General features: G+C 66.1%; 15 protein-coding genes. 6 read left to right on the top strand and 9 right to left on the bottom strand.

The window, feature by feature from the left end:
- Nucleotides 1-70: 70 nt before the first annotated feature.
- Together RT131_RS11115 and mrcB are read right to left on the bottom strand one after the other, a co-directional pair.
- On the bottom strand, nt 71-601 hold the full coding sequence (locus RT131_RS11115) for a hypothetical protein (protein WP_313172880.1): 531 nt from the start codon (nt 599-601) through the stop codon (nt 71-73).
- A gap of 8 nt (nt 602-609) precedes the next feature.
- Nucleotides 610-3,036 carry a penicillin-binding protein 1B gene (gene mrcB / locus RT131_RS11110; RefSeq protein ID WP_313172879.1) on the bottom strand — a complete coding sequence of 809 codons (2,427 nt, stop codon included), beginning with the start codon at nt 3,034-3,036 and terminating at the stop codon, nt 610-612.
- A gap of 96 nt (nt 3,037-3,132) precedes the next feature.
- On the opposite strand from mrcB, the gene RT131_RS11105 reads away from it, so the two are divergent.
- Nucleotides 3,133-5,238, top strand: coding sequence for a glycosyltransferase (locus RT131_RS11105; RefSeq protein ID WP_313172878.1), 2,106 nt, complete (start codon nt 3,133-3,135; stop codon nt 5,236-5,238).
- A gap of 463 nt (nt 5,239-5,701) precedes the next feature.
- On the opposite strand, the gene glyA is transcribed toward RT131_RS11105, so the two are convergent.
- Genes glyA through RT131_RS11085 form a run of 4 tightly spaced genes read right to left on the bottom strand, consistent with a single transcriptional unit; the run spans nt 5,702 to nt 9,785 of the window.
- A complete protein-coding gene (gene glyA, locus RT131_RS11100; RefSeq protein ID WP_313172877.1) occupies nt 5,702-6,967 on the bottom strand; it encodes a serine hydroxymethyltransferase in 1,266 nt (421 codons plus the stop codon).
- On the bottom strand, nt 6,960-7,712 hold the full coding sequence (locus tag RT131_RS11095) for a glutamine amidotransferase (protein WP_313172876.1): 753 nt from the start codon (nt 7,710-7,712) through the stop codon (nt 6,960-6,962). Before RT131_RS11095 ends, glyA begins: the two co-directional genes overlap by 8 nt.
- Nucleotides 7,709-8,551, bottom strand: coding sequence for a YggS family pyridoxal phosphate-dependent enzyme (locus RT131_RS11090; RefSeq protein WP_313172875.1), 843 nt, complete (start codon nt 8,549-8,551; stop codon nt 7,709-7,711). Before RT131_RS11090 ends, RT131_RS11095 begins: the two co-directional genes overlap by 4 nt.
- Nucleotides 8,544-9,785 (bottom strand): benzoate/H(+) symporter BenE family transporter, encoded by a 1,242-nt coding sequence (locus RT131_RS11085; protein ID WP_313172874.1) that lies wholly within the window; start codon nt 9,783-9,785, stop codon nt 8,544-8,546. Before RT131_RS11085 ends, RT131_RS11090 begins: the two co-directional genes overlap by 8 nt.
- Nucleotides 9,786-9,923: 138 nt before the next feature.
- Between RT131_RS11085 and RT131_RS11080 the strand changes: the two genes are divergently transcribed.
- Complete coding sequence (locus RT131_RS11080; protein WP_313172873.1) at nt 9,924-11,384, top strand: PLP-dependent aminotransferase family protein; 1,461 nt, start codon at nt 9,924-9,926, stop codon at nt 11,382-11,384.
- Nucleotides 11,385-11,549: 165 nt separating this feature from the next.
- On the opposite strand, the gene RT131_RS11075 is transcribed toward RT131_RS11080, so the two are convergent.
- Nucleotides 11,550-13,097 (bottom strand): hypothetical protein, encoded by a 1,548-nt coding sequence (locus RT131_RS11075; RefSeq protein ID WP_313172872.1) that lies wholly within the window; start codon nt 13,095-13,097, stop codon nt 11,550-11,552.
- A gap of 13 nt (nt 13,098-13,110) precedes the next feature.
- Complete coding sequence (locus RT131_RS11070; protein ID WP_313172871.1) at nt 13,111-15,267, bottom strand: bifunctional (p)ppGpp synthetase/guanosine-3',5'-bis(diphosphate) 3'-pyrophosphohydrolase; 2,157 nt, start codon at nt 15,265-15,267, stop codon at nt 13,111-13,113.
- A gap of 61 nt (nt 15,268-15,328) precedes the next feature.
- On the opposite strand from RT131_RS11070, the gene RT131_RS11065 reads away from it, so the two are divergent.
- Complete coding sequence (locus RT131_RS11065) at nt 15,329-15,844, top strand: hypothetical protein (RefSeq protein ID WP_313172870.1); 516 nt, start codon at nt 15,329-15,331, stop codon at nt 15,842-15,844.
- A 74-nt stretch (nt 15,845-15,918) separates the two neighbouring features.
- The gene (locus tag RT131_RS11060) at nt 15,919-16,428 is read left to right on the top strand and encodes a DUF4124 domain-containing protein (protein WP_313172869.1); all 510 of its coding nucleotides are present in this window, start codon (nt 15,919-15,921) and stop codon (nt 16,426-16,428) included.
- 11 nt (nt 16,429-16,439) lie between these two features.
- On the opposite strand, the gene hrpA is transcribed toward RT131_RS11060, so the two are convergent.
- Complete coding sequence (hrpA, locus tag RT131_RS11055; protein ID WP_313172868.1) at nt 16,440-20,666, bottom strand: ATP-dependent RNA helicase HrpA; 4,227 nt, start codon at nt 20,664-20,666, stop codon at nt 16,440-16,442.
- Nucleotides 20,667-20,754: 88 nt separating this feature from the next.
- On the opposite strand from hrpA, the gene RT131_RS11050 reads away from it, so the two are divergent.
- Together RT131_RS11050 and RT131_RS11045 are read left to right on the top strand one after the other, a co-directional pair.
- The gene (locus RT131_RS11050) at nt 20,755-21,351 is read left to right on the top strand and encodes a Dps family protein (RefSeq protein WP_313172867.1); all 597 of its coding nucleotides are present in this window, start codon (nt 20,755-20,757) and stop codon (nt 21,349-21,351) included.
- Nucleotides 21,352-21,691: 340 nt separating this feature from the next.
- Nucleotides 21,692-22,649 (top strand): RecQ family ATP-dependent DNA helicase (locus RT131_RS11045; RefSeq protein WP_313172866.1); only part of this gene is annotated, 958 nt, incomplete at its 3' end.

The following is a 22,649-nucleotide window of genomic DNA, read 5'->3' as shown; positions in this document are numbered from 1 at the left end:
CGGCGTCCACCTTCGCCCAGCGCTCAGACTTATCGATTCCCTATTCCCAACTCCCGATTCCCGGCACAAATCAAAAACGCTTGATTCCCGGCACCGTGCAGCCTTCGATCTGCGCGTGCGCGGAGACGGCGTTTTCCTTTTCGGCACGGGCCAGGCGCGATTGTTCGATGGTCGCCCAATGGCGGCGGCACAGCGGACCGGTGCGCGAACCCAGATCCAGCGCTTTCTTGGCCAGGGTCTCGGCGCGCTGCCAGTCGGCCTGCAACAGGGCAACGTCGGCCCGCTCCTGCAAGATGCCCGGGTCGTCCGCCACCTGCAGCAGCGCCTCGTTCAAGGCTTCGGCTGCGCCAGCCAGATCCCCGGCCTTGCGCTTGGCGATGGCGGCCTGGCGCAGATCGTCCACCTGTGCATCGCGCAGCGGCTGCACCGACAACTCGGTGTCGTCGACGCCGGCAATGGCATCCACCGCTGCCAGGCGCTGTGCCGGCGTGGTGGTGTCAACAACCGCCGGCTTGGCCGGAGGCGCACTGATACAGCCGGCGAGTGACAAGGAGGCTGCAGCAGCAACCAGCGCATAGCGGATCAAGGACTTCGTGTTCATGGACTGGATTATCGCGCAGGCGTCTGCGCAGCGGGGGCCGCAGCCGGTTCAGGTTCCTTGCGATCCAGGCCCAGCCAGCCACGCCAACCGCCGCCGGACTGCTCCTGCGTGCCTTCGCCGCCTTCTTCCAACGGCACTTCGGCCGGCAGTGCACACGGCACGTACTGCGGGGCATAGCCAACCACAAACGGGAAGCGACGCGCGCCCGGGCAGGATTCGTCGGTGGCATTGCTGCCCGCCGCTTCCACGTACTGCCAGTCCAGGCCCTTGTTGTTCACATGCAGGGCTTTGCTGGGCAGGTTGCGGAAGATTCCCGACCACACCCGCATCGCGCCGGAAGCACCAAACAGGCCGGTCTGCTCGTTCTGGTCGTTGCCCATCCAGATCACCGCCAGATGATCGCCGGTATAGCCGGCGTACCAGCTGTCACGACCGTCGTTGGAAGTACCGGTCTTGCCGGCTGCCTGCAGCCGCGACAGGCCTGCGGCGTTCAAGCCCGAGGCAGTACCACTGGAGACCACCTGCTGCAGACCGACACTGATCAGGTTGGCTGCGATCGAGTCGCCCTCCTGTGCCGGTGCCGGGCTCTTGTCGTAACGCTTGAGCAGCTTGCCCTGCGCATCGACCACACCACGCACCGCATGCAACGGTTGGATTTCGCCGCCGGAGGCAAGGAACTGGTACAGCTGGGCCATGCCATACGGGCTCTGGTCGGTGGAGCCAAGGATCACCGACGGATTGGACTCCGCCTTGAGGCCTGCCAGCACATTGATCAGTTGGGTCAGCCGTTCCGGCCCGACCTGCATGCCGACGCGCACGGTGGCCTGGTTGTAGGAGCGGGCCAGCGCATCGATCAACCGCACGGTGCCGTGGCTGCGGTTGTCGGCGTTGCCGGGCGTCCAGTTGCGGCCGCGGCTGAGTTTGACCGTGACCGGCGAGTCATCCACCCAGCTGGCCAGCGAGAAGCGGTCCGGCTGGGCCAGCGCCAGCAGATAGACGAAGGGCTTAAGCAGCGAACCCACCGGCCGTTGCGCCTCGATGGCGCGGTTGAAGCCGGGCTCGGAGACATCGCGGCTGCCGACCACGGCCAGCACGTCACCGTTGTGGACGTCGGTGACCACCAGGCCGGTCTGCAGCTCGGGGCGGCGCTTGTTTTCCAGCGCCTTGATGGTGTGTGCCACCGCACCCTCGGCATAGGCCTGGGCCGAGGGCGACATGCCGGTGAAAACGTTCAGGCCGGCGCCCTGCAGCACGCTTTCCGGATAGTCGTTGCCCAACTGCCGGCGGACCAGGTCGACATAGGCCGGGAAGCGGTTTGCCGCCGCAATACCCGCGGTCTTGGACACACCCAGCGGTGCCTTGAGGGCACGCTGGTACTCGGCGTCATCGATCAGCTTGTTCTCGTGCAGCTTGCCCAGCACGAAGTTGCGGCGATCCAGCGCGTTCTCGGGATTGCGGCGGGGGTCGTAGAACGACGGTCCCTTGACCAGACCGATCAGCAGCGCGATCTGCTCGCTGCTCAACGCGTTGAGGTCGCGGCCGAACCAGAACTCGGCACCGGAGGAGACGCCGTGGATGGCCTGCTTGCCACGCTGGCCCAGGTAGACCTGGTTCAGATAGGCCTCAAGGATGGTTTCCTTGTCGTAGCGCGCCTCCATGATCAGCGCGTACAACACCTCGTTGAACTTGCGGGTGAGCGTCTGCTCCTTGCCGATGCCAAGCAGGCCGCTGCGGGCCAGCTGCTGGGTCAGGGTGCTGGCGCCCTGCCGGGTCTCACCACCACTGCGGATGGTCACCCAGACCGCACGCGCGATACCGCTCAGGTCGATACCGTGATGGCGAGCGAAATCCTTGTCTTCCACCGCCTGCAGGCCGGTGACCAGCAGTTCCGGCACTTCGCGCACGCGCACCAGCCGGCGCTCTTCCTGCTTCTGCCCGTACAAGGTGGCGATACGCGCCGGATCCAACCGCGCAGCCTTCAGCGCCTTGCGGCTGCCGGCATCACGCAGGGAGGCCACCTGTCCACCCGACACGACCACGTCCACCTTGCGCGCGGCGACGTTGCCATCGACGTCGACATAGCCGCGACTGGAAATACTGAAACTGCCGCCCTGCACCTTGTAGGTGCCGGGGCTGTTGCCGGCGCCATCGTCCCGGTAACCGGACGCCGCCAACTCGGTCTTCAGGGTATTGGCGTTCATCGCCGTCCCCGGGCTGAGCACCAGCGGGCGCGCATAGACGCGGGTCGGGATCTGCCAACGCAGCTCACCAAAACGCTGGCTGACCTGACTGTTCAGGTACAGCGTATAGGGAATCATGAAGCCCAGCCCCAACGCGGCAGCGGCCAGTCCCCAGGTAATCAGGCGGCTCCGCCACACAGGGCTGTTGCCGTCGGTATCGTCGTCGAACTCGTCGGAATCGTGGCGTCGTGGCACAGGGATGCGAGAATGTGGTTTGTAATGAGTCTAACGCAGCCGCATCGCCGGGGGCGTTGGCTGTCAGTTCCCCGCTTAAGCTGGAGTTCCAAAGGAATGTCGATTTCGCTGGCCGATGCGCGCTACGCCGTCAACCGCATCGTCGGCCTGATACGCCGGGGCCTGGCCAGCCTGCGCACCCGGGGTTGGCGGGCGACCCTGCACCGGGTGGGCGTGCATACCCGGCGCCAGCCGCCCACCCAGCGCGAGCCGCTGTACGTCCCTGACAATGCTCCTTTTGCACCGTTCCGCGTGCCGCGCAGCGAGCGCCCGGCCGCCAGCATCGTCATCCCGGTCTACAACCAGTGCGCGCATACGCTGGCCTGCCTGCGCGCCCTGGCCGCGCATCCGCCTGTCGCCAGCTGCGAGATCCTGGTGATCGACGACGGCAGCAGCGACAGCACGTCGGCCTGGATGCAGCAGATCGAGGGGTTGCGCTACCACCTGCGGGCGCAGAATGGCGGCTTCATCGCGGCCTGCAACGATGGTCTGCGGCTCAGCCGCGGCGACTACGTGGTGCTGCTCAACAACGACACCATCCCGCAGCCCGGATGGCTGGATGCGCTGCTGGACACCTTCAGCCATGTCCCCGAGGCCGGCCTGGTCGGCGCCCAGCTGTTGTATCCGGATGGTCGCCTGCAGGAATCCGGTGGTGTGGTGTTTGCCGATGGCAGCTGCTGGAGCTACGGTCGCTTCGAATCGGCCGAAGATCCCCGCTACAGCGCGCTGCGCGATGCCGACTATTGCTCCGGTGCAGTGTTGGCCATACCCAGGCTGTTGTTCGAAGAGCTGGGTGGCCTGGACAGCCGCTATGCACCGGCCTACTACGAGGACACCGACCTTGCCTTCAAGGTGCGCGCGGCCGGACGCCGCGTGCTGGTACAGCCCGCCAGCCGCGTCGTGCATGACGAAGGCACCAGCAATGGCACCGACACCCGCACTGGCGTCAAGGCCTATCAGGTCCGCAATCAAGCCGTATTCGCCGAGGTCTGGCGGGACGCCCTGGCCACCCAGCCGGCACCCGGCAGCGTGCCGTCACCTGCATTGCTGCATCGCCACCAGCGGCAGATCCTGATCATCGATGAGTGCCTGCCGCAGCCCGACCGCGACTCGGCCTCGCTGCGTCAGTTCAACCTGATCCGCATGCTGCTGGCAGAAGGTGCGCACGTGGTGTTCCTGCCTACCCGCGGTGAACCTGCCGGTCCAGCCAGTCGCACCCTGCAGGCCATGGGCGTGGAAGTCTGGCACGCCCCCTTCCTCGATCGCGTGGGCAGTTGGCTGCGCGACAACGGCAAACGTTTTGCGGTGGTCATGCTGGTGCGCTACCACGTTGCCAACGCCTGCCTGCCATTGCTGAAACAGTTCGCTCCGCAGGCACGTACCGTGTTCGATACCGTCGACCTGCACTACCTGCGCGAGCGGCGCGGCGCCGAACTGGCCCGCGACCAACGCCTGCTGCGCAGTGCCGAACGCACCCGCGCCAGCGAGTTGACGGTCATGGCAGCCACCGATGTGACCTTGTTGGTCAGCGCGGCGGAAAAAGAACAACTGGCCACCGACGCGCCCCAGGTGCGGGTGGAACTCATCTCCAACCTGCATGAAGTTGCCGGCGCGGGCCAACGCTGGGCACAGCGGCATGACCTTGTCTTCGTCGGCGGCTTCCGCCATCCGCCGAATCTGGACGCGATGACCTGGTTCATCGGCGAAGTGTTTCCATTGATCCACGCACAACGCCCGGATATCCGCTTCCACTGCATTGGCGCCGATGTGCCCGACAGCATCCATGCACTGGCCGCCGGCAGCCCCGGCGTACAGGTGCATGGCTATGTACCGGATGTCGTGCCGTTCATGACCGGCGTGCGCGTTGCAGTCGCACCGCTGCGCTTCGGTGCCGGGGTCAAGGGCAAGGTCAACCTGAGCATGGCCCATGGGCAACCGGTGGTCGCCACCACCTGTGGCGTGGAGGGCATGCACCTGCACGATGGCCAGGATGTGCTGGTCGCCGACGGCAGCCAGGCATTCGCCGCAGCCGTGCTGCGGCTCTATGACGACGAAGCGCTCTGGCAACGCCTGTCCGACAACGGCCTGGCGAACATCGCCAGGCACTTTTCGATGGATGCCGCACGTCAGGCGGTGCAACGGGTGTTCTTCGACTCGCCCTGAACCTGCACCCCACCGCCTTCATCGCCCGTTTCATGCATCAGGGTCCCCCCACCACTGCAGCCAGGTGCAGACCCGATACAAGAGCCAACTTGGCCGAATCGATGGTGGCTGCGGTGAGGTGAGGCTGACCAGGGTTTTACTGAAGGGGCCAGCCAATCCAGGCCCCTGCACCCGGAACACCAAGGCAGCCAATGCCTCCAGAAAACCCGGCTTGAAGGAAGTCGCCTGGGTCACCACGCAGTTGCATCAACTGCATGGTGACCCAGGGGCGTGAAATCCCGGAGGTGCGCAATGAGGGGTTGCCTCAGAAGCGCAGTCGCATGCAACAGTGGCCAGCGACCTCAGCGAGAAGCAGGCACACAACGGACTACGGGAAACCCTCATCTCCCTGGTCAAGCGCAGCAGATGAACCTTGGCCGCGCGGTCGCAGGCGACTGCGCGGTGCCAACCCGCGCAACAACTCTCAGCGATACACCGGATGGCGCCGACACAGCGCTGACACCTGCGCTCGCACCTCGCCAACCACGCGATCAAGCCTGCCCGCCTCCAATCCATCCAACACATCGGCAACCAGGTCGGCCAGTTGCTCGCACTCGGCGATGCCGAAACCGCGCGTAGTGACTGCCGGTGTGCCGATCCGCACACCCGAGGTCACGAACGGCGAGCGTGGGTCGTTCGGCACCGAGTTCTTGTTGGTGGTGATCCACGCACGGGCCAGCGCGGCGTCCGCCTCTTTGCCGGTGAACGGTTTGCTGGACAGGTCAAGCAGCATCAGGTGGTTGTCCGTGCCACCGGAAACGATGCGGTAACCACGCTGCTGCAGCACCGCCGCCATCGCCCGCGCATTGCGGATCACCTGCCGCTGGTAGGTCTTGAACCCGGGCTGCAACGCCTCCTTGAACGCAATCGCCTTGGCCGCGATCACATGCATCAAGGGCCCGCCCTGGATGCCCGGAAACACCGCCGAGTCCAATCGCTTGTTGAAATCCCCAGGCTGTCCCCTGCTGAGGATGATGCCGCCACGCGGCCCGCGCAGGGTCTTGTGCGTGGTACTGGTCACAACATGCGCGTGCGGCAGCGGATCCGGGTATTCGCCAGCGGCCACCAGGCCGGCGACATGCGCCATGTCCACCCAGAACACAGCGCCGACCTTGTCGGCGATGGCACGCATGCGCGCCCAGTCCTTGTGCCGCGAATACGCCGAGAAGCCCCCGATCAACAGCTTCGGGCGGCTTTCCATCGCGATGCGCTCCATCTGCTCGTAGTCGAGCAAGCCGGTCTGCGGGTCGAGACCATAAGGCACGATCCGATAGTGGCGGCCGGAAAAGTTGGAGGGATTGCCATGGGTCAGATGCCCGCCCTGTGCCAGGTTCATGCCCATCACCGTGTCCCCCGGCTTGGCCAGGGCCAGGAACACCGCCGCATTGGCCTGCGCACCGGCATGCGGCTGCACATTGGCATAGTCGCAGTCGAACAGCTGCTTGACCCGCTCGATGGCCAGACGTTCGGCCACATCCACGTACTCGCAGCCACTGTAATAGCGCTTGCCGGGGTAACCCTCGGCGTACTTGTTGGTGAATACCGAATCCTGGACCGCCATCACCAAGGGGCTGGCATAGTTTTCCGACGCAATCAGTTCGACATGATCGTGCTGACGGCGCGCCTCCGCCTGCAGCGCCCTGGCCAGTTCGGGATCGAAGTCGGCAAGATCTATGGGCGTGTCATACATGATGTGTGCTCCTGGACGTGGGTGGTTGACTGCAATCACTGGCCTTGCCCGGGCTTGGCGGCAGCGCGTCCAGCCAGGCTGCGAACACCGCCTGCGCCGCCGCTGGCAACGACGACGCCACGGCAGCGGCCTGGCAGCGCAAGCGCCGCGGATCGATGCCGGCCTGGCTGAGCTCACAGGCATGTCCGATCAACCAGCGCTCGATCTGCTGCGGTTGCGCTTCCAGGTGGCATTGCAGTGCAAGCACGTGCCGCCCGACGCTGAATGCCTGGTTCGCACACAGCGCGGTTCCCGCCAGGGGGATCGCTCCGTCCGGCAGCTCGAAGCGATCACCATGCCAATGCAGCACCGGCACTCCTTGCAGGCCGGCCAGCACGGATGCCCGGCCTTGCACGCTCAAGGTCAGTGGCGCGAAACCTATTTCCTTGAAACCCATGTCCGCTACGCGCGCACCCAACGCACGGGCGATCAGCTGTGCGCCCAGGCAGATGCCCAGCAGTGGCCGTTGCTGCTGCAGTTGCCGTTCGATCAGCGTGAGCTCGTCAAGCAGGAAGGGATGCAGCTGCTCGTCGAAAGCGCCGATCGGCCCGCCCAGCACCACCAGCAGGTCAGCCAGCGCGGCATCGCGCAGGTCGTCCGTGCCGGCCTCCAGATAGCGCAGTGTGTAACCACGCTCCAGCAGCAGCGGCTGCAAGCTGCCCAGGTCTTCAAAATGCAGATGGCGAATGGCAAGGGCGGTCTTCATCGGGCCAATGCCCCGCTGTCATCGCCGGTGGGCCAGTAGTGGCTGTCCGGCAAGGGCCGCGCGCCGAATATCGCCTGACCGACACGGACTACCGTGGCACCTTCTTCGATCGCGATCTCGAAGTCGCCGGACATGCCCATCGACAGTTCGTCCAGCGTGATGCCCGCCGGTGCATCCTGGCGCAGGCGATCGCGCAGTTCACGCAGGCGTACGAAGCAGCGACGCACATGCTCGGCCTCGGCCGAGAACAGGGCCAGGGTCATCAGGCCACGCACGCGCAAGCAGGGATAGGCAGCCAGCGCCTTGAGGCAGGCTGCCACCGCGTCCGGTTCCAAGCCGTACTTGCTGGCTTCGCCCGAAGTATTCACCTGTACGTACACATCCAGCGATCGCCCCTCCAGCTGCAGCCGGCGCTCCAGTGCTTCGGCCAACCGCAGACTGTCCAGCGCCTGGAACTCACTGGCGAAACGGGCCACGAGCTTGGCCTTGTTGGTCTGCAGATGGCCGATTACCGACCAGCGCATATCCTCCAGATCCTGCATTGCCTGCCATTTTCCCGCTGCCTCCTGCACCTTGTTTTCGCCGAACAGGCGACATCCTGCGGCATGGGCCAGGCGCAGGCTGGCCTCGGGCTTGGTCTTGCTGACCGGCAACAGCCTGACCTGCGCGGGGTTCCTGCCCACGCGCACGCACGCTGCATCCATACGTGCGCGCACCGCGGCCAGATTGCGACGGAAATCCTCGACCGTCGTCGCCTGCGGATAGCGTCCATGACGTGCGTGCTGGGTCGGGGTCAAAGTCGCTGAAGGGAGTCGGGAACTGGATGAGGGTTCAGACATTGGCCTGCTCCTGTTCGCCGGTGCCGGTCCGGGATGACAGATGGGCGCGTGACCAGCGCCCATGCAGCAGCGCGTGCGCGATCAAGCCGATGAACAATCCCCAGAACGCGCCACCGATGCCTAGCAGCGTGATGTTGGCCGCGGCTGCCAGGAAGGTGATCAGCGCCGCTTCGCGGCTGGCCGGTTCGGCCAGCGCGGTGGCCAGGCTGGCGGCAATCGTGCCCAGCAATGCCAGTCCGGCCAGGGTGGCAATGAAGGTCGCCGGAAGCGCCATGAACACTGCGGCCAAGGTCACTCCGAACACCCCGACCAGGATGTAGCACAGCCCCGCCGCAACCCCCGCCACCCACCGCCGCGCGGGATCTTCATGTGCTTCGCGGCCGGTGGCGATGGCTGCGGTGATCGCGGCGATGTTGAAGGCATGCGAACCGAACGGGGCCATCAACAGGGAACCAAGGCCGGTGACCGCCACGATGGGATTGGCGCTGGTGCGGAAGCCGTCGTTACGCAGCACCAGCATGCCCGGCATGTATTGGCCGGTCAGGGTGATCAGGAACAAGGGCAGCGCCACGCTGAGCAGGGCATTGAACGAAAACGCGGGCACGGTGAAGACCGGCCTGGCCAACTGCAGTGACACGCCCGAAAGATCCAGCCGGCCCTGCCCCCAGAGCAGGGCCAGCCCCAGCAGCAGGATGCCGACGATGGCGTAGCGGGCGCTGAAACGCTTCAGCAGCAGATAGCCGAGGATGAGCAGAGTGGCCAGCAGCGGATCGACCGCGAGCCCGGCAAACGCCCGTGTACCGAACTGCAGCAGGATGCCGGCCAGCAGGCCCGCGGCCACCCCGACCGGAATCAACCGGATCAGGCGATCGAACCACCCCGACAGGCCCAGCACCACGAACGCAGCGGCGCTGATCAGGTAGGCGCCGATGGCCTGGTTGTAGGGCGTGGTCGCCAGCGCCGTCACCAGAAAGGCGGCTGCGGGCGTGGACCATGCGGTGATAATCGGCTCGCGGCTCAACCAGCTCAACAGCAGGCCACTTGCGCCGACCCCGATGGACAGCGACCACACCCAGGACGCGGTGAGCTCGGGGCTGAGCCCGGCCACCTTGGCCGCCTGGAAGACCAGGATGAAGGTGCCACCGTAATTGACGATCACCGAGACCAGACCCGCGACGATGGGATGGATCAGGTCAGCCGGGCGGATGGCCCGGGAGCAGGCAGCGGACGGCATGGCGAAGTTCGGACTCCTGGTGGTGGCCGGCGACGGGCCTGCCGGGTCCGTTTTTATAGACGTAGAATGGACTGATATACCCAGCCACTTTACCGACAGAGGCCAGACCAATTGTTCAAGCACGCGCAGCTTGAGTCAGTGAAAGCCTGGGTCGTCGACCCGGCGCAGCGCAGCCTGCCCCTGCACGTGCGCATCCAGCGCGCGGTGCGCCAGCTGATCCTTGATGGCGCGCTGGATGCCAGCAGGCCGCTGCCGGCCTCGCGCACCCTGGCGGGCTCGTTGGGCGTCTCCCGCGACACCGTGGAGGCGGCGTACGGCCAGTTGCATGCCGAAGGCTTCATCGAACGCCGGGTTGGCAGTGGCAGTTTCGTCGCCGACGGCGCACGTCGCCTGGGCGGACGCGGCACCACCCGCCGCACTGCGCCTGGAACACAAACGCTGCGACTGAGTCGACGCGGCGCGGCCATGTACCGCAACGGCGGGGTGCGCGATTTCATCGCGCCGCGGCCATTCGTCCCGGGCGTACCGGAGACCCGCAATTTCCCCTTGTCGACCTGGGAGCGGCTGCAACGCCAGGTACTCAAGGAATGGGGCAGCGCCGCCCTGCTGCACAGTCCGCCGCAGGGCATGGCAGCGTTGCGGGAAGCGATCGCCGACTACGTCAACCTGGAGCGCGGTGCCCACGCCAGCCCGGAGCGGGTGCTGGTGGTGACCAGCTCGCAGCAGGCATTGAGCCTGTGCGCGAGCGTGCTGCTGGACCCCGGCGAGCGCATCTTCATTGAAGACCCGGCCTACCATGGCGCGCGCAAGGCCTTTGATGCGGCCGGCCTGGACAGCATTCCCGTGCCCGTGGATGGCGACGGCATGCAGGTGGCACGGCTGCACCAGGCCACGCAGCCGGCCAGGGCCGCGTTCCTGACCCCTTCGCACCAGTTCCCCAGCGGAGCGACGCTGGCATTGGCGCGGCGCCTGGAGATCATCGAATGGGCTCGCCAGCAGCAGGCATGGATCATCGAAGACGACTACGACAGCGAGTTCCATTACGCCGGCAGGCCGATGGCCTGCGTGCAGGGGTTGGATCCACACCAGCGCACGATCTACATCGGCACCTTCACCAAGTCGCTGTTCCCCGGCCTGCGCATCGGCTTCATGATCCTGCCGACCGAGCTGGTCGCACCGATGACCATCGCCCGCACCCTGCTGGATGGGCATAGCGCACCGATCCCGCAGCTGACCTTGGCGCGTTTCATGCAGGGCGGGCATTTCGGCGCGCATGTGCGCGCCATGCGCGCGCTGTATTGCGAACGGCGCGACGTGCTGGCGACGCTGGTGCGCCGGCACCTGAAGGACTTCGTCCAGCCGCGTGTACCCGATGGCGGCATGCAGATGCCCTGCGTTTTCATCCGCGACATCCCGGAGCAGCGCGCCATCGATGCTGCGCGCCGTGCCGGGATCGATCTGCTCGGGCTGAGCGCCCTGCACGCGTCCAGTGCGACCGCGACAGCCGGCTTTCTGATGGGGTTCGCCGCACACTCGCCAGCCGAACTTGAGGTCGCGGTGAAAAAACTCGCACAGGTGTTGCGGCAGATCACCCGCTGAGGATCGTGTAGCGAGACAGCGAACACGGCGCAGTACACGCCGTTCGCCAGCGCGCAGCTGCGCTGCACATCTTGCCGGGAGCGCCCCAGCGCGGAATGGACTCGACGCTATCAGGCCTGCGCAGACCTGCAGAGACCTTGCCGCCAGCGCGCGGCCGCACCGTGTTCAGCGCAAGGCGTTGCGCACGCGCTCGCTGAAACCGGCAATCTCCGGCGTGGCCGGATCGATCTGCTGCGCCTGCGCCAGCGCCTGTTCGGCGAACGCGGTATCACCGCCGCCCAGACGCTCACTGCCCACCGCGATCCAACGCTGTGCCAGGCGCCGGCGCGCCGCTGCCAATGCCGGATCGGTCGGCGCCAGCGCCTGCCATGCATCCAGGCAGGTACGCGCCGCGCGCAGGCGGTTGCCGCGCAGGTTGTCGTCCAGGCAGGTGCGCGCGGCAGGCAGGATTCTTGCCGCCGCACGCCTGACCCGTGGGTCCTGCGGCGCCAGCGCCTGCGCCGCCTTGAAGCGGTCGTAGGCGCTGCTGCCCGGTGGCAGCAGCCACTGCTGGCGGGCCTCGGCCTCCTCCAGCTGCTTGAGCAACGCCTTCAAGCGGCGTTCGCGTTCGGCGGCGCTGACCGGTACTTCCATCGATTGCCGGGCCTGCCGTGCGCGTTGCACGGCCTGCTCGGCCGCTGCCAGCTCGGCGCTGTCAGGTGCCAGTTCGCGCGCATGCTGAAGGGCACGATCGGCCGCCTCAAACTGGAAATCCGCTGCCAGACGCACGGCTTCCTGCACCTGAGCATGGGCGATGCGCTGCAGGCCCTGGCGTGCGGCCGGGTCCTCGCCCGCTGCCAATACCTGTTGGAACGCGCTGGCGGCGCGCTGCAGGCGACCGCGCGCCAGATCGCGTTCACCCTGCTGCCGTCGCTGCTCCAATGCGGCATTCATCACCGCCTTCACCGCTGGCAGATTGGCGTGGCCGGCGTCATAACGCTCCACGCGTTGCAATAAGTCCGCGGCAGCGGCGAGGTCGCCGCGATCCGCCGCCCGTGTAGCCTGGGTCAACAGATCGGACAGTACTTCGTCGCGCCCTTCCAATGCCTGCATCTTGTCGGGCTGCAGTGCCAGCACGCGCTGATACAGCGGTAGCGCCGCGTCCGCTGCATCGTCCAGGCGGCCCTGTGCCTGTGCTGCCTCGGCCTGCTGCAACAGCTGTTCGATCCCGTCATGCCCACGCACCGCCTGTTGCAGCTGGGCCGCAAGCGGATCGATATCCGCTGACGGGGCCTGCAGCTCCCGCGCCAGCGCCAGGCTCTGCGCCGCGGCCTCGCGGTCACCGGCCTGCAACTGCCGGCGCGCCTGTGCCAGCGCGGCCTGTGCGGTCTGCGCCAGCGCATTGCGGATGTCGCTGCGGTCCGGGTCCAGCGCGGCGGCCGCCTCGAACAATTCGCGCGCACCGTGTCCGTCGGCAGCACTCAAGCGCCCTTCGCGCAGCGCCGAACGACCCTCATCAAGCAGCTTCTGGATCTTGGTTTCCGGCCACAGCCAATCGGCCAGCGGCTGTCGGAACAGCGCCAGCACCAGTGCCAAGCCCGCCACGCCAATGGCAATCGACCGCCAGGCACGCGGACTGTTCCAGCCACGCGCCACCCACCAGCGCCCGTACAGCCGCAGCTTGTCGCCGAATGTCTCCAATCCCTGTTGGCCGCGCTGACGCCAGTTCTCCATGCGCCAAGCTTACCTATCCCAGCCTTCGCGCATCATCCACGCCGGGCAAGGCATCCAGCTTGCCCAGCAGGGTGGAGAGTTGGCCGTAGTCGTTGACCTTCAGACGCAGGCGCAGCTGCACCCGCCCGCTCTCGCGCAGGTTGTCGCTGTTGATCTCCAGCACATAGGCATCTTCCTGCGCGATCAGGTTGGTGATGTCCTTCAACAGCCAGCGCCGGTCCACCGCACGCACCATCACGTCCACCTCGTAACCGGAACCGGTCCGCCCCCATTCCACCGGCAGCACCCGCTCCGGATGCGCGGCGGACAGGCGTGCCAGCGAGGCGCAATCCATGCGATGCACGGTGACGCCACGGGTACGGGTCAGGTAACCGGTGATCGGCTCCCCCGCCACCGGCTGGCAGCAGCGCGCCAGCTGCACCAGCAGGTTACCCACGCCCTGCACGGTGAAATCGGATTTGCCGATGCTGCCACGGCGTGCGGTTGGCCGTGGCAGCACGGGCGCCGCGGGTTGCGATGCGGCCTTCTCCGCTTCCAGCAGCGCGCGACTGACCTGGTTGGGGCCGGTGTCGCCAAGCGCTACCTGGATGTAGAGATCGTCCACGCTGTCGGCGTGGAATTTGCGCGCCGCCACCATCAGGTCCGAATGCTGCAGGCCCAGCCGCTTCAACTCGCGGTCCAGCAGTTCGCGGCCGGCCTGCACGTTGCGGGCACGGTCGAGTTTGTGGAACCAGTTGCGGACCTTCTCGCGCGAACGGCCGCTGGCGAGGAAGCCATTGGATTGCAGCAGCCAGTCGCGGCGTGGATCGGCCTCCTTGCCGGTGAGGATCTCGACGCGGTCACCGCTGCGCAGGCGGTAGGTCAGCGGCACGATGCGGCCATTGATCTTGGCCCCACGGCAGCGGTGACCGACCATGGTGTGCACGTGGTACGCGAAATCCAGCGGCGTGGCTCCGGCCGGCAGGTCCATCACCTCGCCCTTGGGGCTGAGCGCATAGACGCGGTCTTCGACCAGCTCGGCATCCAGCGCGCCGGCCAGGTCATCCGGACTGCCCGGATCCTGCGCCTGCTCCAGCAGTTGCCGCATCCAGGTGATCTTGCGGTCGAAGGCCTTCTCCGCGCCCTTGCCGCCTTCCTTGTACTTCCAGTGCGCGGCCACGCCCAGCTCGGCCTGCGCATGCATCTCGTGGGTGCGTATCTGCACCTCGATCGTGCGTCCTTCCGGGCCGATCACCGCGGTATGCAGTGATCGGTAGTCGTTGGCCTTGGGCCGGGCGATGTAGTCGTCGAATTCACTGGGGATGGGTGTCCACAACGCATGCACGACACCCAATGTGGCGTAGCAGGCGCCCACATCATCCACCATCACCCGCACCGCACGCAGGTCGTACAGCTGCTCGAAGGCCAGCTGCTTCTTCTGCATCTTCCGCCAGATGCTGTAGATGTGCTTGGGTCGGCCGCTGACTTCGCCGCGGATGCCCTGCTCGGCCAGGGCCGCCGACAGCTTGTTCTTCACCGTTTCCACGTAGCGCTCACGCGCGATACGGGTTTCGTCGACTTCACGGGCGATGTGACGGTAGGTTTCCGGGTCCAGGAAGCGGAACGCAAGGTCTTCCAGTTCCCATTTCAGCTGCCAGATACCAAGCCGGTTGGCCAACGGCGCGTGGATGTCGCGGGTCAACTGGGCCAGCGCACGGCGCTCTTCGGCCGGCAACTTGTCGGCGGCGCGCATGCAGGCCAGCTGCCGGGACAGCAGGATCGGCACCACCCGCAGGTCGTGGATGATCGACAGCAACAACCGGCGCAGGCCTTCGCTGTTGCGGCCGGCATCGCGGCCGGCGTGCAGCGCCCACACCTGGTCGGCGGCCTCCTGGCCATCCAGCAGCCCGCTGACAGCTGCCGCACCCGCGCCCAGCGGCAATTCGGCCGCGCGCGCGCGCAAGCCCGGCAGGTCGAACAACAGCGCCGCGACAATCACGCTTTCATCGGCCGATAGCAGCGCCAGTGAATCCAGGGTATCGGCGAGTACCGGCCAGGACAGGCGCGGTGACACATCCGTGTCCGGCTGCTGCCAGCTGGCCAGCAAGGCCTCGCGCAGCGGCTCGGACAGGGCGCGGGTGGAGGCGCGCTGCAGCAGCGCGGCCAGACCGGGGGTGGGGGAACTGTTCACAGCATTCAATTGCAGGCGGTTGCCCCTACACTAGCGCCCACCCTCTCTGGGAACAATGTTCATGAAGCTGCCCCGCCTTGCTGTCCTGCTTGCCGTCACCGCTTTATCGTCCTTCCCGTTCACCGAAGCACACGCGCAGCGCGTGGTAGAGGGGGACCTGCAGCAACAGATGTCCGCTGCCGAATTCAATGCCGCCGGCTTGAACAAGCTCAGCGCCGAAGAACTGGTCACGCTCAACAACTGGTTGCAGGGCAAGGTGGCGCAGGCCGCCAGCGTTGCCGTGGAGCAGGCGCGCGAAGAAGGCCGCCAGGAAGTGATCGTCAAGAATCGCGGCTTCTATGACTTCGGTTCCAAGGACCCGATCGAGGCGGTGCTGGAAGGTGAATTCCGCGGCTTCAGCAAAGGCCGCCAGTACACCCTGGACAATGGCCAGATCTGGGAACAGACCGACGACACCGGCGCCAGCGGTGTGCGCAAGCAAGCCCCCAAGGTACGCATCACCCCTGGCCTGATGAACGTGTGGTACCTGCAGATCGACGGGCTCAATACCCGTGCCAAGGTCCGCCGCACCAAGTAAACGCGACCGCTCCGCCCCGGCCGGGATGGCCGGGGACGCTGTCTTCCCCTTCGATACTCCGAGCCCGCTGCCCCATGCGCTTACTCGTCCTGACCCTGTCCTTGCTGTTGCTTCCGGCCAGCGCCGCCGCGCAGGTGTACAAGTGCAAGGGAAAATCCGGGGAGACCATGTATTCCGAGCATCCCTGCGATGCGCGCGCCGAGCCGATGAAGCTGCGCGAGCAGGCGGCAGCAGGCGGCGCGGCATCCGGCGGCACCGCGGCAAGCCCGCCGGCCGGGGCGCTGCCCGCCAGCGCGACACCCTCCGAGGCGCTGGAAGCCGAACGCAGCTGCATCAGCACCGCCACCGCGTCCATCTATGGCTCGTCCAATGACCGTGTCGGCACGCTGCAACAGCAGATGAGCATGCTCAACGAGCAACTGGCACAGGCAACGGATGCGCAACGCAGCCAGGCGCTACGGCAACGGATGGCAACCTTCCGCCAGGCCATCAGCCGCGAACATGCCAGTGCACATACGCAGATGAACACCGCCCGCCGTGCCTGCGCCCAGCAGCACCGCCCGGGAGCCGCCATCACCCGCTGAACGCAGCCCCCTCAACTGCGCAGCGCTGCCACCCGCTGCGCGAGTTTCTTGGCCGAGATGCCGGAACGGAAGCCCAGTTCCTGCGCGAACAGCGACACCCGCAACTCCTCGATATCCCAGCGCAGGGCCGCCCACTGCGGACGCTGGGCCAGTCCCTGCACGCGCGCTTCCTGCAACGCATCGACGAAAGGCTTGAGCTCCAGCATGCGCGCCTGGTCGCGCGGTGGATCACGCTTCGCCCGTTCGGCGCGCAGGATCATCGCCTTCAGATAGCGCGGGAACTGAGCCAGCGCATCGGCGGGGGTCTCGCGCAGGAAACCGGCATGTACCAGACCCGCCAGCTGCGCCTGCATGTCGTCCAGGTTGCCGCGCGCCCAGCCCATCAACGGGGACTCCAGCTGCGGCTTCAGTTCACCGACCAGGCCGAGGATGCTTTCGGCCAGCTTGAGCCGTTCCATCGCCTCGCCGAACAGGCGCTTGCCAGCATCGGCGCAGCGTTGCTGGAACGCCTCGGGTGTGCGGATCAGTTCCAGTCCCTCCGCCAGTACGGCGTTCAGCGCCGCATCCACCAGATCACCGCGCAGGCGCTCCTGCGACTCGATGGCCGCGTACAACAAGCCGGTCTTGGGCGACACCGGCAACTGTTTGCGCGCCTGCTTGAGCTTGTCGGCCAGGGCGATCTCCAACAGACGGCGTACGCCCTGCGGATGCACCAGTGCGGCTTCGTTCCTGTCGGCGAAGATGCGCAACGCAGCCGCATCGCCCGTGTCCACCAGCGCCGGATAGGCCGGCACCCCGGCTTCACCCGGAACCTGTTCGGGAATGGCTGTGGCCGGAAACTCGCGCAGACCTTCGGCCGCCAGCGCGGCACCAGCGCGTGCGGCAAATGCGCTGCCGGCACGTTCGCCAAAACGCGCACGCAGCGCGTCCAGATCACGCGACATCGCCAGCAGCTTCATGCCGTCCTTGCCAGCACCCTGGGCCGCTTTGCCGCGTGCCGCAGTGGCAGTTGTCACTTCAAACAAGCGCAGGTTCATGCGCAGGTGCGGGTCCAGCGAATCAAGGTCGAAATCCGTCGCTGCCACCGTGGCGCCGGTAGTCTTGGACAGGAACCGCGCCAGCTCGCCACGGATGTCATCGGCCGAGGGTTGCGGCCAGGCTTCGGCAAATGCGCGCCCGAAATCCGGTGCCGGCACGTAGTTGCGGCGCATCGCCTTGGGCAGGCTGCGGATCAAGGCCGAGGCCTTGTCGGCGACAAAGCCTGGCGCCAGCCACGACAGTCGCGCCGGGTCCAATGCATTGAGCAGATGCAGGGGCACATCAAGGGTGACGCCATCGTCCTCGCTGCCCGGCTCGAAGCGGTAGTGCATCGCCAGGCGCGCATCGCCCAGCGGGAAATACTTCGGGTAGCGATCCTGCTCACTCCCCTCACCCGGCAGCAGGTCGGTCAATGACCAGTGCAGGCTGCGGCGTTGCTCCGTTGACAGTGCCTTCCACCAGCCATCGAGCAGATTGGCCGAGTGGATATGCGAAGGCACCCGGTCCAGGTACCAGCGCGCCTGCCAGTCCTCATCGGCAACGATGCCGGCACGGCGCAGCTTGGCCTCCTCTTCGCGCGCCTGCTCCAGCAGCTTCATGTTGTCGGCGACAAAGCCGGCGCGGGTGTTGATCTCGCCCGTCACCAGTGCCTGCCGCACGAAGATGTCATGCGCTTCGCCGGGATTGATCCTGCCGTAATGCACGGGCTTTTTCGGTGCCAGCACCAGCCCGAACAGGCTGATCTGTTCCGACGCCAGCACCTGGCCCTGGGCCCGCGACCAATGCGGATCGAAGTGCTTGCGCGCCAGCAGATGCGGCAACTCGGCGATCACCCAGTCCGGCTCGATGGCGGCGTTGGTCATGCCCCATACGCGCGCCGTATCCAACAGCGTGGCACTGAGCACCCACGGCGGCGGGCGCTTGGCCAGCGCCGAGCCCGGGAACAGGTGGAAGCGACGCTGGCGCGGCGCCTGGAAGTCCCCCTTGTCGGTGCGGTGGCCAATCTGGGTCGGCAGGCCAGCCAGCACCGCGCGGTGCAGCGTCTGGTAGGCGGCGATACGCACCTTGTCCGGGACGGAATTGGAACCGGGTTTAAAACCGGGGTCAGAGTCGGGTTTCCCCCGAACTTTTTCCGCCCCGGAAGTGACAAGTGGGAAACCCGACTCTGACCCCGGTTTTAAACCCGGTTTCCCCTCGCGGGCCAGACGTGCAGCCTTGTGCTGCTCACCCCGCGTGGCCTTGCGTTTGGCTTCGACATCCCCCCCGGCGGGCAAGGCCGGCGGCGCTGACAACAGCGCCTTGCCGAAGCTCTCGTCCTCGCCCATAGCCCAGCCCAGCTCCTCGCACAGCAGGCGCAGCTGGCGATGCAGCTCGCGCCATTCGCGCATGCGCAGGAAGCCGAGGAAGTGGCGCCCGCACCAATCACGCAGCTTGGACTGGGTGAGCTCTTCGTGGGCATCGCGGTAGGCATTCCACAACCGCAGGATGCCAAGGAATTCGGAGCGCGAATCAGCGAACAGGGCATGGGCGTTATCCGCCGCCTCACGTGCCTCCGGCGGCCGTTCGCGCGGATCCTGGATACCGAGGAAGGAAGCAATCACCAGCATCTCGCGCAGGCAACCGCCCTTCTGTGCGGCCACCAGCATGCGCGCCAGTTTGACGTCCACCGGCAAGCGCGCCATCTGCCGACCGATGGCGGTGAGCTTGCGTTCGTCATCGATCGCACCGAGCTCGGCCAGCTGCTGCCAACCGTCGGCAACCGCGCGCTCGTCTGGCGCTTCAAGGAACGGGAATTCGTCGATCTTGCCCAGGCCCAGCTGCAACATGCGCAGGATCACGCCGGACAATGAGGAACGGCGGATTTCCGGGTCGGTGAACTCCGGCCGGCTGAGGAAGTCGGCTTCCGAATACAGCCGGTAGCACACGCCCTCGGAGATACGACCGCAGCGGCCCTTGCGCTGGTTGGCGCTGGCCTGCGATACCGGCTCGATATGCAGGCGATCAAGCTTCTGCCGCGGGCTGTAACGCTTGACGCGTGCATAACCCGGATCGACCACGTAACGGATGCGCGGCACGGTCAGCGAGGTTTCGGCGACATTGGTGGTCAACACCACGCGCCGCTTCGGGCCAGGATTGAATACCCGGTCCTGGTCCTTGGCCGACAAGCGTGCATACAGCGGCAGCACTTCGGTTTCGCGGTATTTGCGTCGCTCCAGCGCCTGGTGGGTATCGCGGATCTCGCGCTCACCCGGCAGGAAGATCAATACGTCGCCGCGTGCATCGCTGCGGGTGATTTCATCGACGGCGGCGACAATGGCCGAGACCGGATCCATCGCCGATTCGCTGTCCGCTTCGGCCCGTTTGCCACGTGCTGGAGCGGTAGCGCTGTCGGCACTCTGCCCGACCTCGTCCAGCGGCCGGTAGCGCACTTCCACCGGGTAGGTGCGGCCTTCGACATTGACCACCGGCGCATTGTCGAAATGACGCGAGAAACGCTCGGTATCGATGGTGGCCGAGGTCACGATCAACTTCAGGTCCGGGCGCTTGCGCAGCAGCTGCTTCAGGTAGCCGAGCAGGAAGTCGATATTGAGGCTGCGTTCGTGGGCCTCGTCGATGATCAGGGTGTCGTAGCGCGACAACCAGCGGTCCGAAGCGATCTCGGCCAGCAGGATGCCGTCGGTCATGAACTTGATGCGGCTGTCCTCACCGACCTTGTCGGTGAAACGTACCTGGTAGCCGACCACCGTCCCCAATTCGGTCTGCAACTCTTCGGCCACGCGGGCGGCCACCGCGCGGGCGGCGATGCGGCGCGGCTGGGTGCAGCCGATCATGCCCGCCTCGCCCCGGCCCGCCGCCAGGCACAGCTTCGGCAGCTGGGTGGTCTTGCCGGAGCCGGTTTCACCTGCGATCACCACCACCTGATGGCTGCGGATCAGGGCACTGATCTGCTCGGCCTCACGCGCTATTGGCAACGCCTCGTCCATGGTGATGGCGATCGGGCGCGCGGCGCGCTGCTGTCGCTGCGCCTGCGAGCGCTGCAGCGACTGCTGGAACGCCTGTTCGGCCGCCGCGTCCGCAGGCTTGCCCTGCCAGCGTGACAGCAGCCCCAACAGGCGCCCGCGGTCACGGCTCATCCCCCCGTCAATCGCGGGTCGGGCGGCGCGCAGGCGCGCGGATAGGTCTTTTTCGATAGCGCTCATCAATCGTTCAATGTGAAAACTTGAAATACAGGTATGGTGCCCAGAGCGCTATTGTGAAGCCATTCAACCCGCCAAGGAGAAAAGCGTCATGGCCAAGGCCAAGAACAGCAGCAAACCAGAAGCCGGAAAGAAGAAGCTGGCCGCCGCCGCATCCGTCCCGACGACGGATGCCGGGAAGAAGAAACTGGCAGCCGCCGCGCCCTCGGCACCCGCTGTTGATATCGGGATAAAGGGGGCGGATCGCAAGAAGGTCGCCGACGGCCTGTCGCATTTCCTGGCCGATTCCTACACCTTGTACCTGAAGACCCACAATTTCCATTGGAACGTCACCGGGTCGATGTTCAATTCGCTGCACAACATGTTCATGGACCAGTACACCGAGCAGTGGAATGCCCTGGACGAGATCGCCGAGCGCATCCGCGCGTTGGGCTTCAACGCACCAGGCTCCTACCGTGAGTTCGCCGCGCTGACCTCGATCCCAGAGGAGCCGGGCCTGAATGACAGCGCCGATTGGCGCGAGATGGTGCGCCAACTGGTGGTCGGCAACGAAGCGGTCTGCCGCACCGCACGCAAGGTCCTGGACCAGGCCGATGACGCCGACGACGCGCCCAGCGAAGACCTGTTGACCCAGCGCCTGCAGATCCACGAAAAGTATGCGTGGATGCTGCGCTCGTTGCTGCAATAACGGGTTCGACAGGCCCCCTTGACTCAAGGGGGCTTTGCCGCAGGTGGATTGCAACGCCTGTCTGTAGTGCCGAGCCATGCTCGGCATGGGCTTTACCGGCAAGGGCTTTACCGGCAAGGCCTCTGCCGAGCATGGCTCGGCACTACGGGGCTGCTTCTGCCGAGCATGGCTCGGCACTACGGGGACTGCTTCTGCCGAGCATGGCTCGGCACTACGGGGGTGCTTCTGCCGAGCATGGCTCGGCACTACGGGGCTTTACCGCAATCCTGAAACGGGCGCGGCTGCGCGGCTGACGCCATATCGGTCATTCGGGGCGGCCGCCAGCGGGTAAACTAGCGCAATGCCCCAGAGTCCCGCGCAACAACTGCTTTCCAGCGTTTTCGGTTACGACAGTTTCCGCGGCGATCAGCAGGCCATCGTCGAGCACGTTGCCAACGGCAGCGATGCCCTGGTGTTGATGCCCACCGGTGGCGGCAAATCGCTGTGCTACCAGATCCCGGCCCTGCTGCGTGATGGCTGCGGCATCGTCATCTCACCGCTTATCGCACTGATGCAGGACCAGGTGGAAGCCTTGCACCAGGTCGGGGTCCGCGCCGAGTACCTGAACTCCACGCTGGATGCCGAAACCGCCGCGCGGGTCGAACGCAAGCTCCTGGCCGGCGAGCTGAAACTGCTCTACGTCGCCCCCGAGCGCCTGCTCACCGGGCGCTTCCTGTCCCTGCTAAGCCGCGCCCATATCGCGCTGTTCGCCATCGATGAAGCCCATTGCGTGTCGCAATGGGGCCATGATTTCCGCCCCGAGTACCGGCAGCTGACGGTACTGCACGAGCGCTGGCCGCAGGTGCCGCGTATTGCCCTGACCGCTACCGCCGATCCGCCTACCCAACGTGAGATCGCCGAACGCCTGGACCTGGCCACGGCGCAGCATTTCGTCAGTTCCTTCGACCGCCCCAACATCCGCTACACCGTGGTGCAGAAGGACAACGCCAAGCGTCAATTACTGGGGTTCCTGCGCAACCACCGCGACGAAGCCGGCATCGTCTATTGCATGTCACGACGCAAGGTCGAGGAGACCGCACAGTTCCTGTGCGACGAAGGCATGCAGGCACTGCCCTACCACGCCGGCATGCCGGCTGAGGTGCGTGCCGCCAACCAGCGTCGTTTCCTGCGTGAGGACGGTATCGTCATGTGCGCGACGATTGCCTTCGGCATGGGCATCGACAAGCCCGACGTGCGCTTCGTGGCGCATACCGACCTGCCCAAGTCGATGGAAGGCTACTACCAGGAAACCGGCCGCG

It is taken from the genome of Stenotrophomonas sp., assembly GCF_032066555.1.
In the GTDB taxonomy this organism is placed as follows: domain Bacteria; phylum Pseudomonadota; class Gammaproteobacteria; order Xanthomonadales; family Xanthomonadaceae; genus Stenotrophomonas.
Note: the sequence above shows the minus strand (reverse complement) of the source record. Positions and strands in the feature narration are given on the sequence as shown.

What these genes read in the sequence shown, in the direction of transcription:
- RT131_RS11115 (WP_313172880.1), bottom strand. Translation starts at nt 601, where the DNA reads ATGAACACGAAGTCCTTGATCCGCTATGCGCTGGTTGCTGCTGCAGCC.
- RT131_RS11075 (WP_313172872.1), bottom strand. Translation starts at nt 13,097, where the DNA reads ATGGAGAACTGGCGTCAGCGCGGCCAACAGGGATTGGAGACATTCGGC.
- RT131_RS11090 (WP_313172875.1), bottom strand. Translation starts at nt 8,551, where the DNA reads ATGTCTGAACCCTCATCCAGTTCCCGACTCCCTTCAGCGACTTTGACC.
- RT131_RS11105 (WP_313172878.1), top strand. Translation starts at nt 3,133, where the DNA reads ATGTCGATTTCGCTGGCCGATGCGCGCTACGCCGTCAACCGCATCGTC.
- RT131_RS11065 (WP_313172870.1), top strand. Translation starts at nt 15,329, where the DNA reads ATGAAGCTGCCCCGCCTTGCTGTCCTGCTTGCCGTCACCGCTTTATCG.
- RT131_RS11095 (WP_313172876.1), bottom strand. Translation starts at nt 7,712, where the DNA reads ATGAAGACCGCCCTTGCCATTCGCCATCTGCATTTTGAAGACCTGGGC.
- RT131_RS11085 (WP_313172874.1), bottom strand. Translation starts at nt 9,785, where the DNA reads ATGCCGTCCGCTGCCTGCTCCCGGGCCATCCGCCCGGCTGACCTGATC.
- hrpA (WP_313172868.1), bottom strand. Translation starts at nt 20,666, where the DNA reads ATGAGCGCTATCGAAAAAGACCTATCCGCGCGCCTGCGCGCCGCCCGA.
- glyA (WP_313172877.1), bottom strand. Translation starts at nt 6,967, where the DNA reads ATGTATGACACGCCCATAGATCTTGCCGACTTCGATCCCGAACTGGCC.
- RT131_RS11060 (WP_313172869.1), top strand. Translation starts at nt 15,919, where the DNA reads ATGCGCTTACTCGTCCTGACCCTGTCCTTGCTGTTGCTTCCGGCCAGC.
- RT131_RS11050 (WP_313172867.1), top strand. Translation starts at nt 20,755, where the DNA reads ATGGCCAAGGCCAAGAACAGCAGCAAACCAGAAGCCGGAAAGAAGAAG.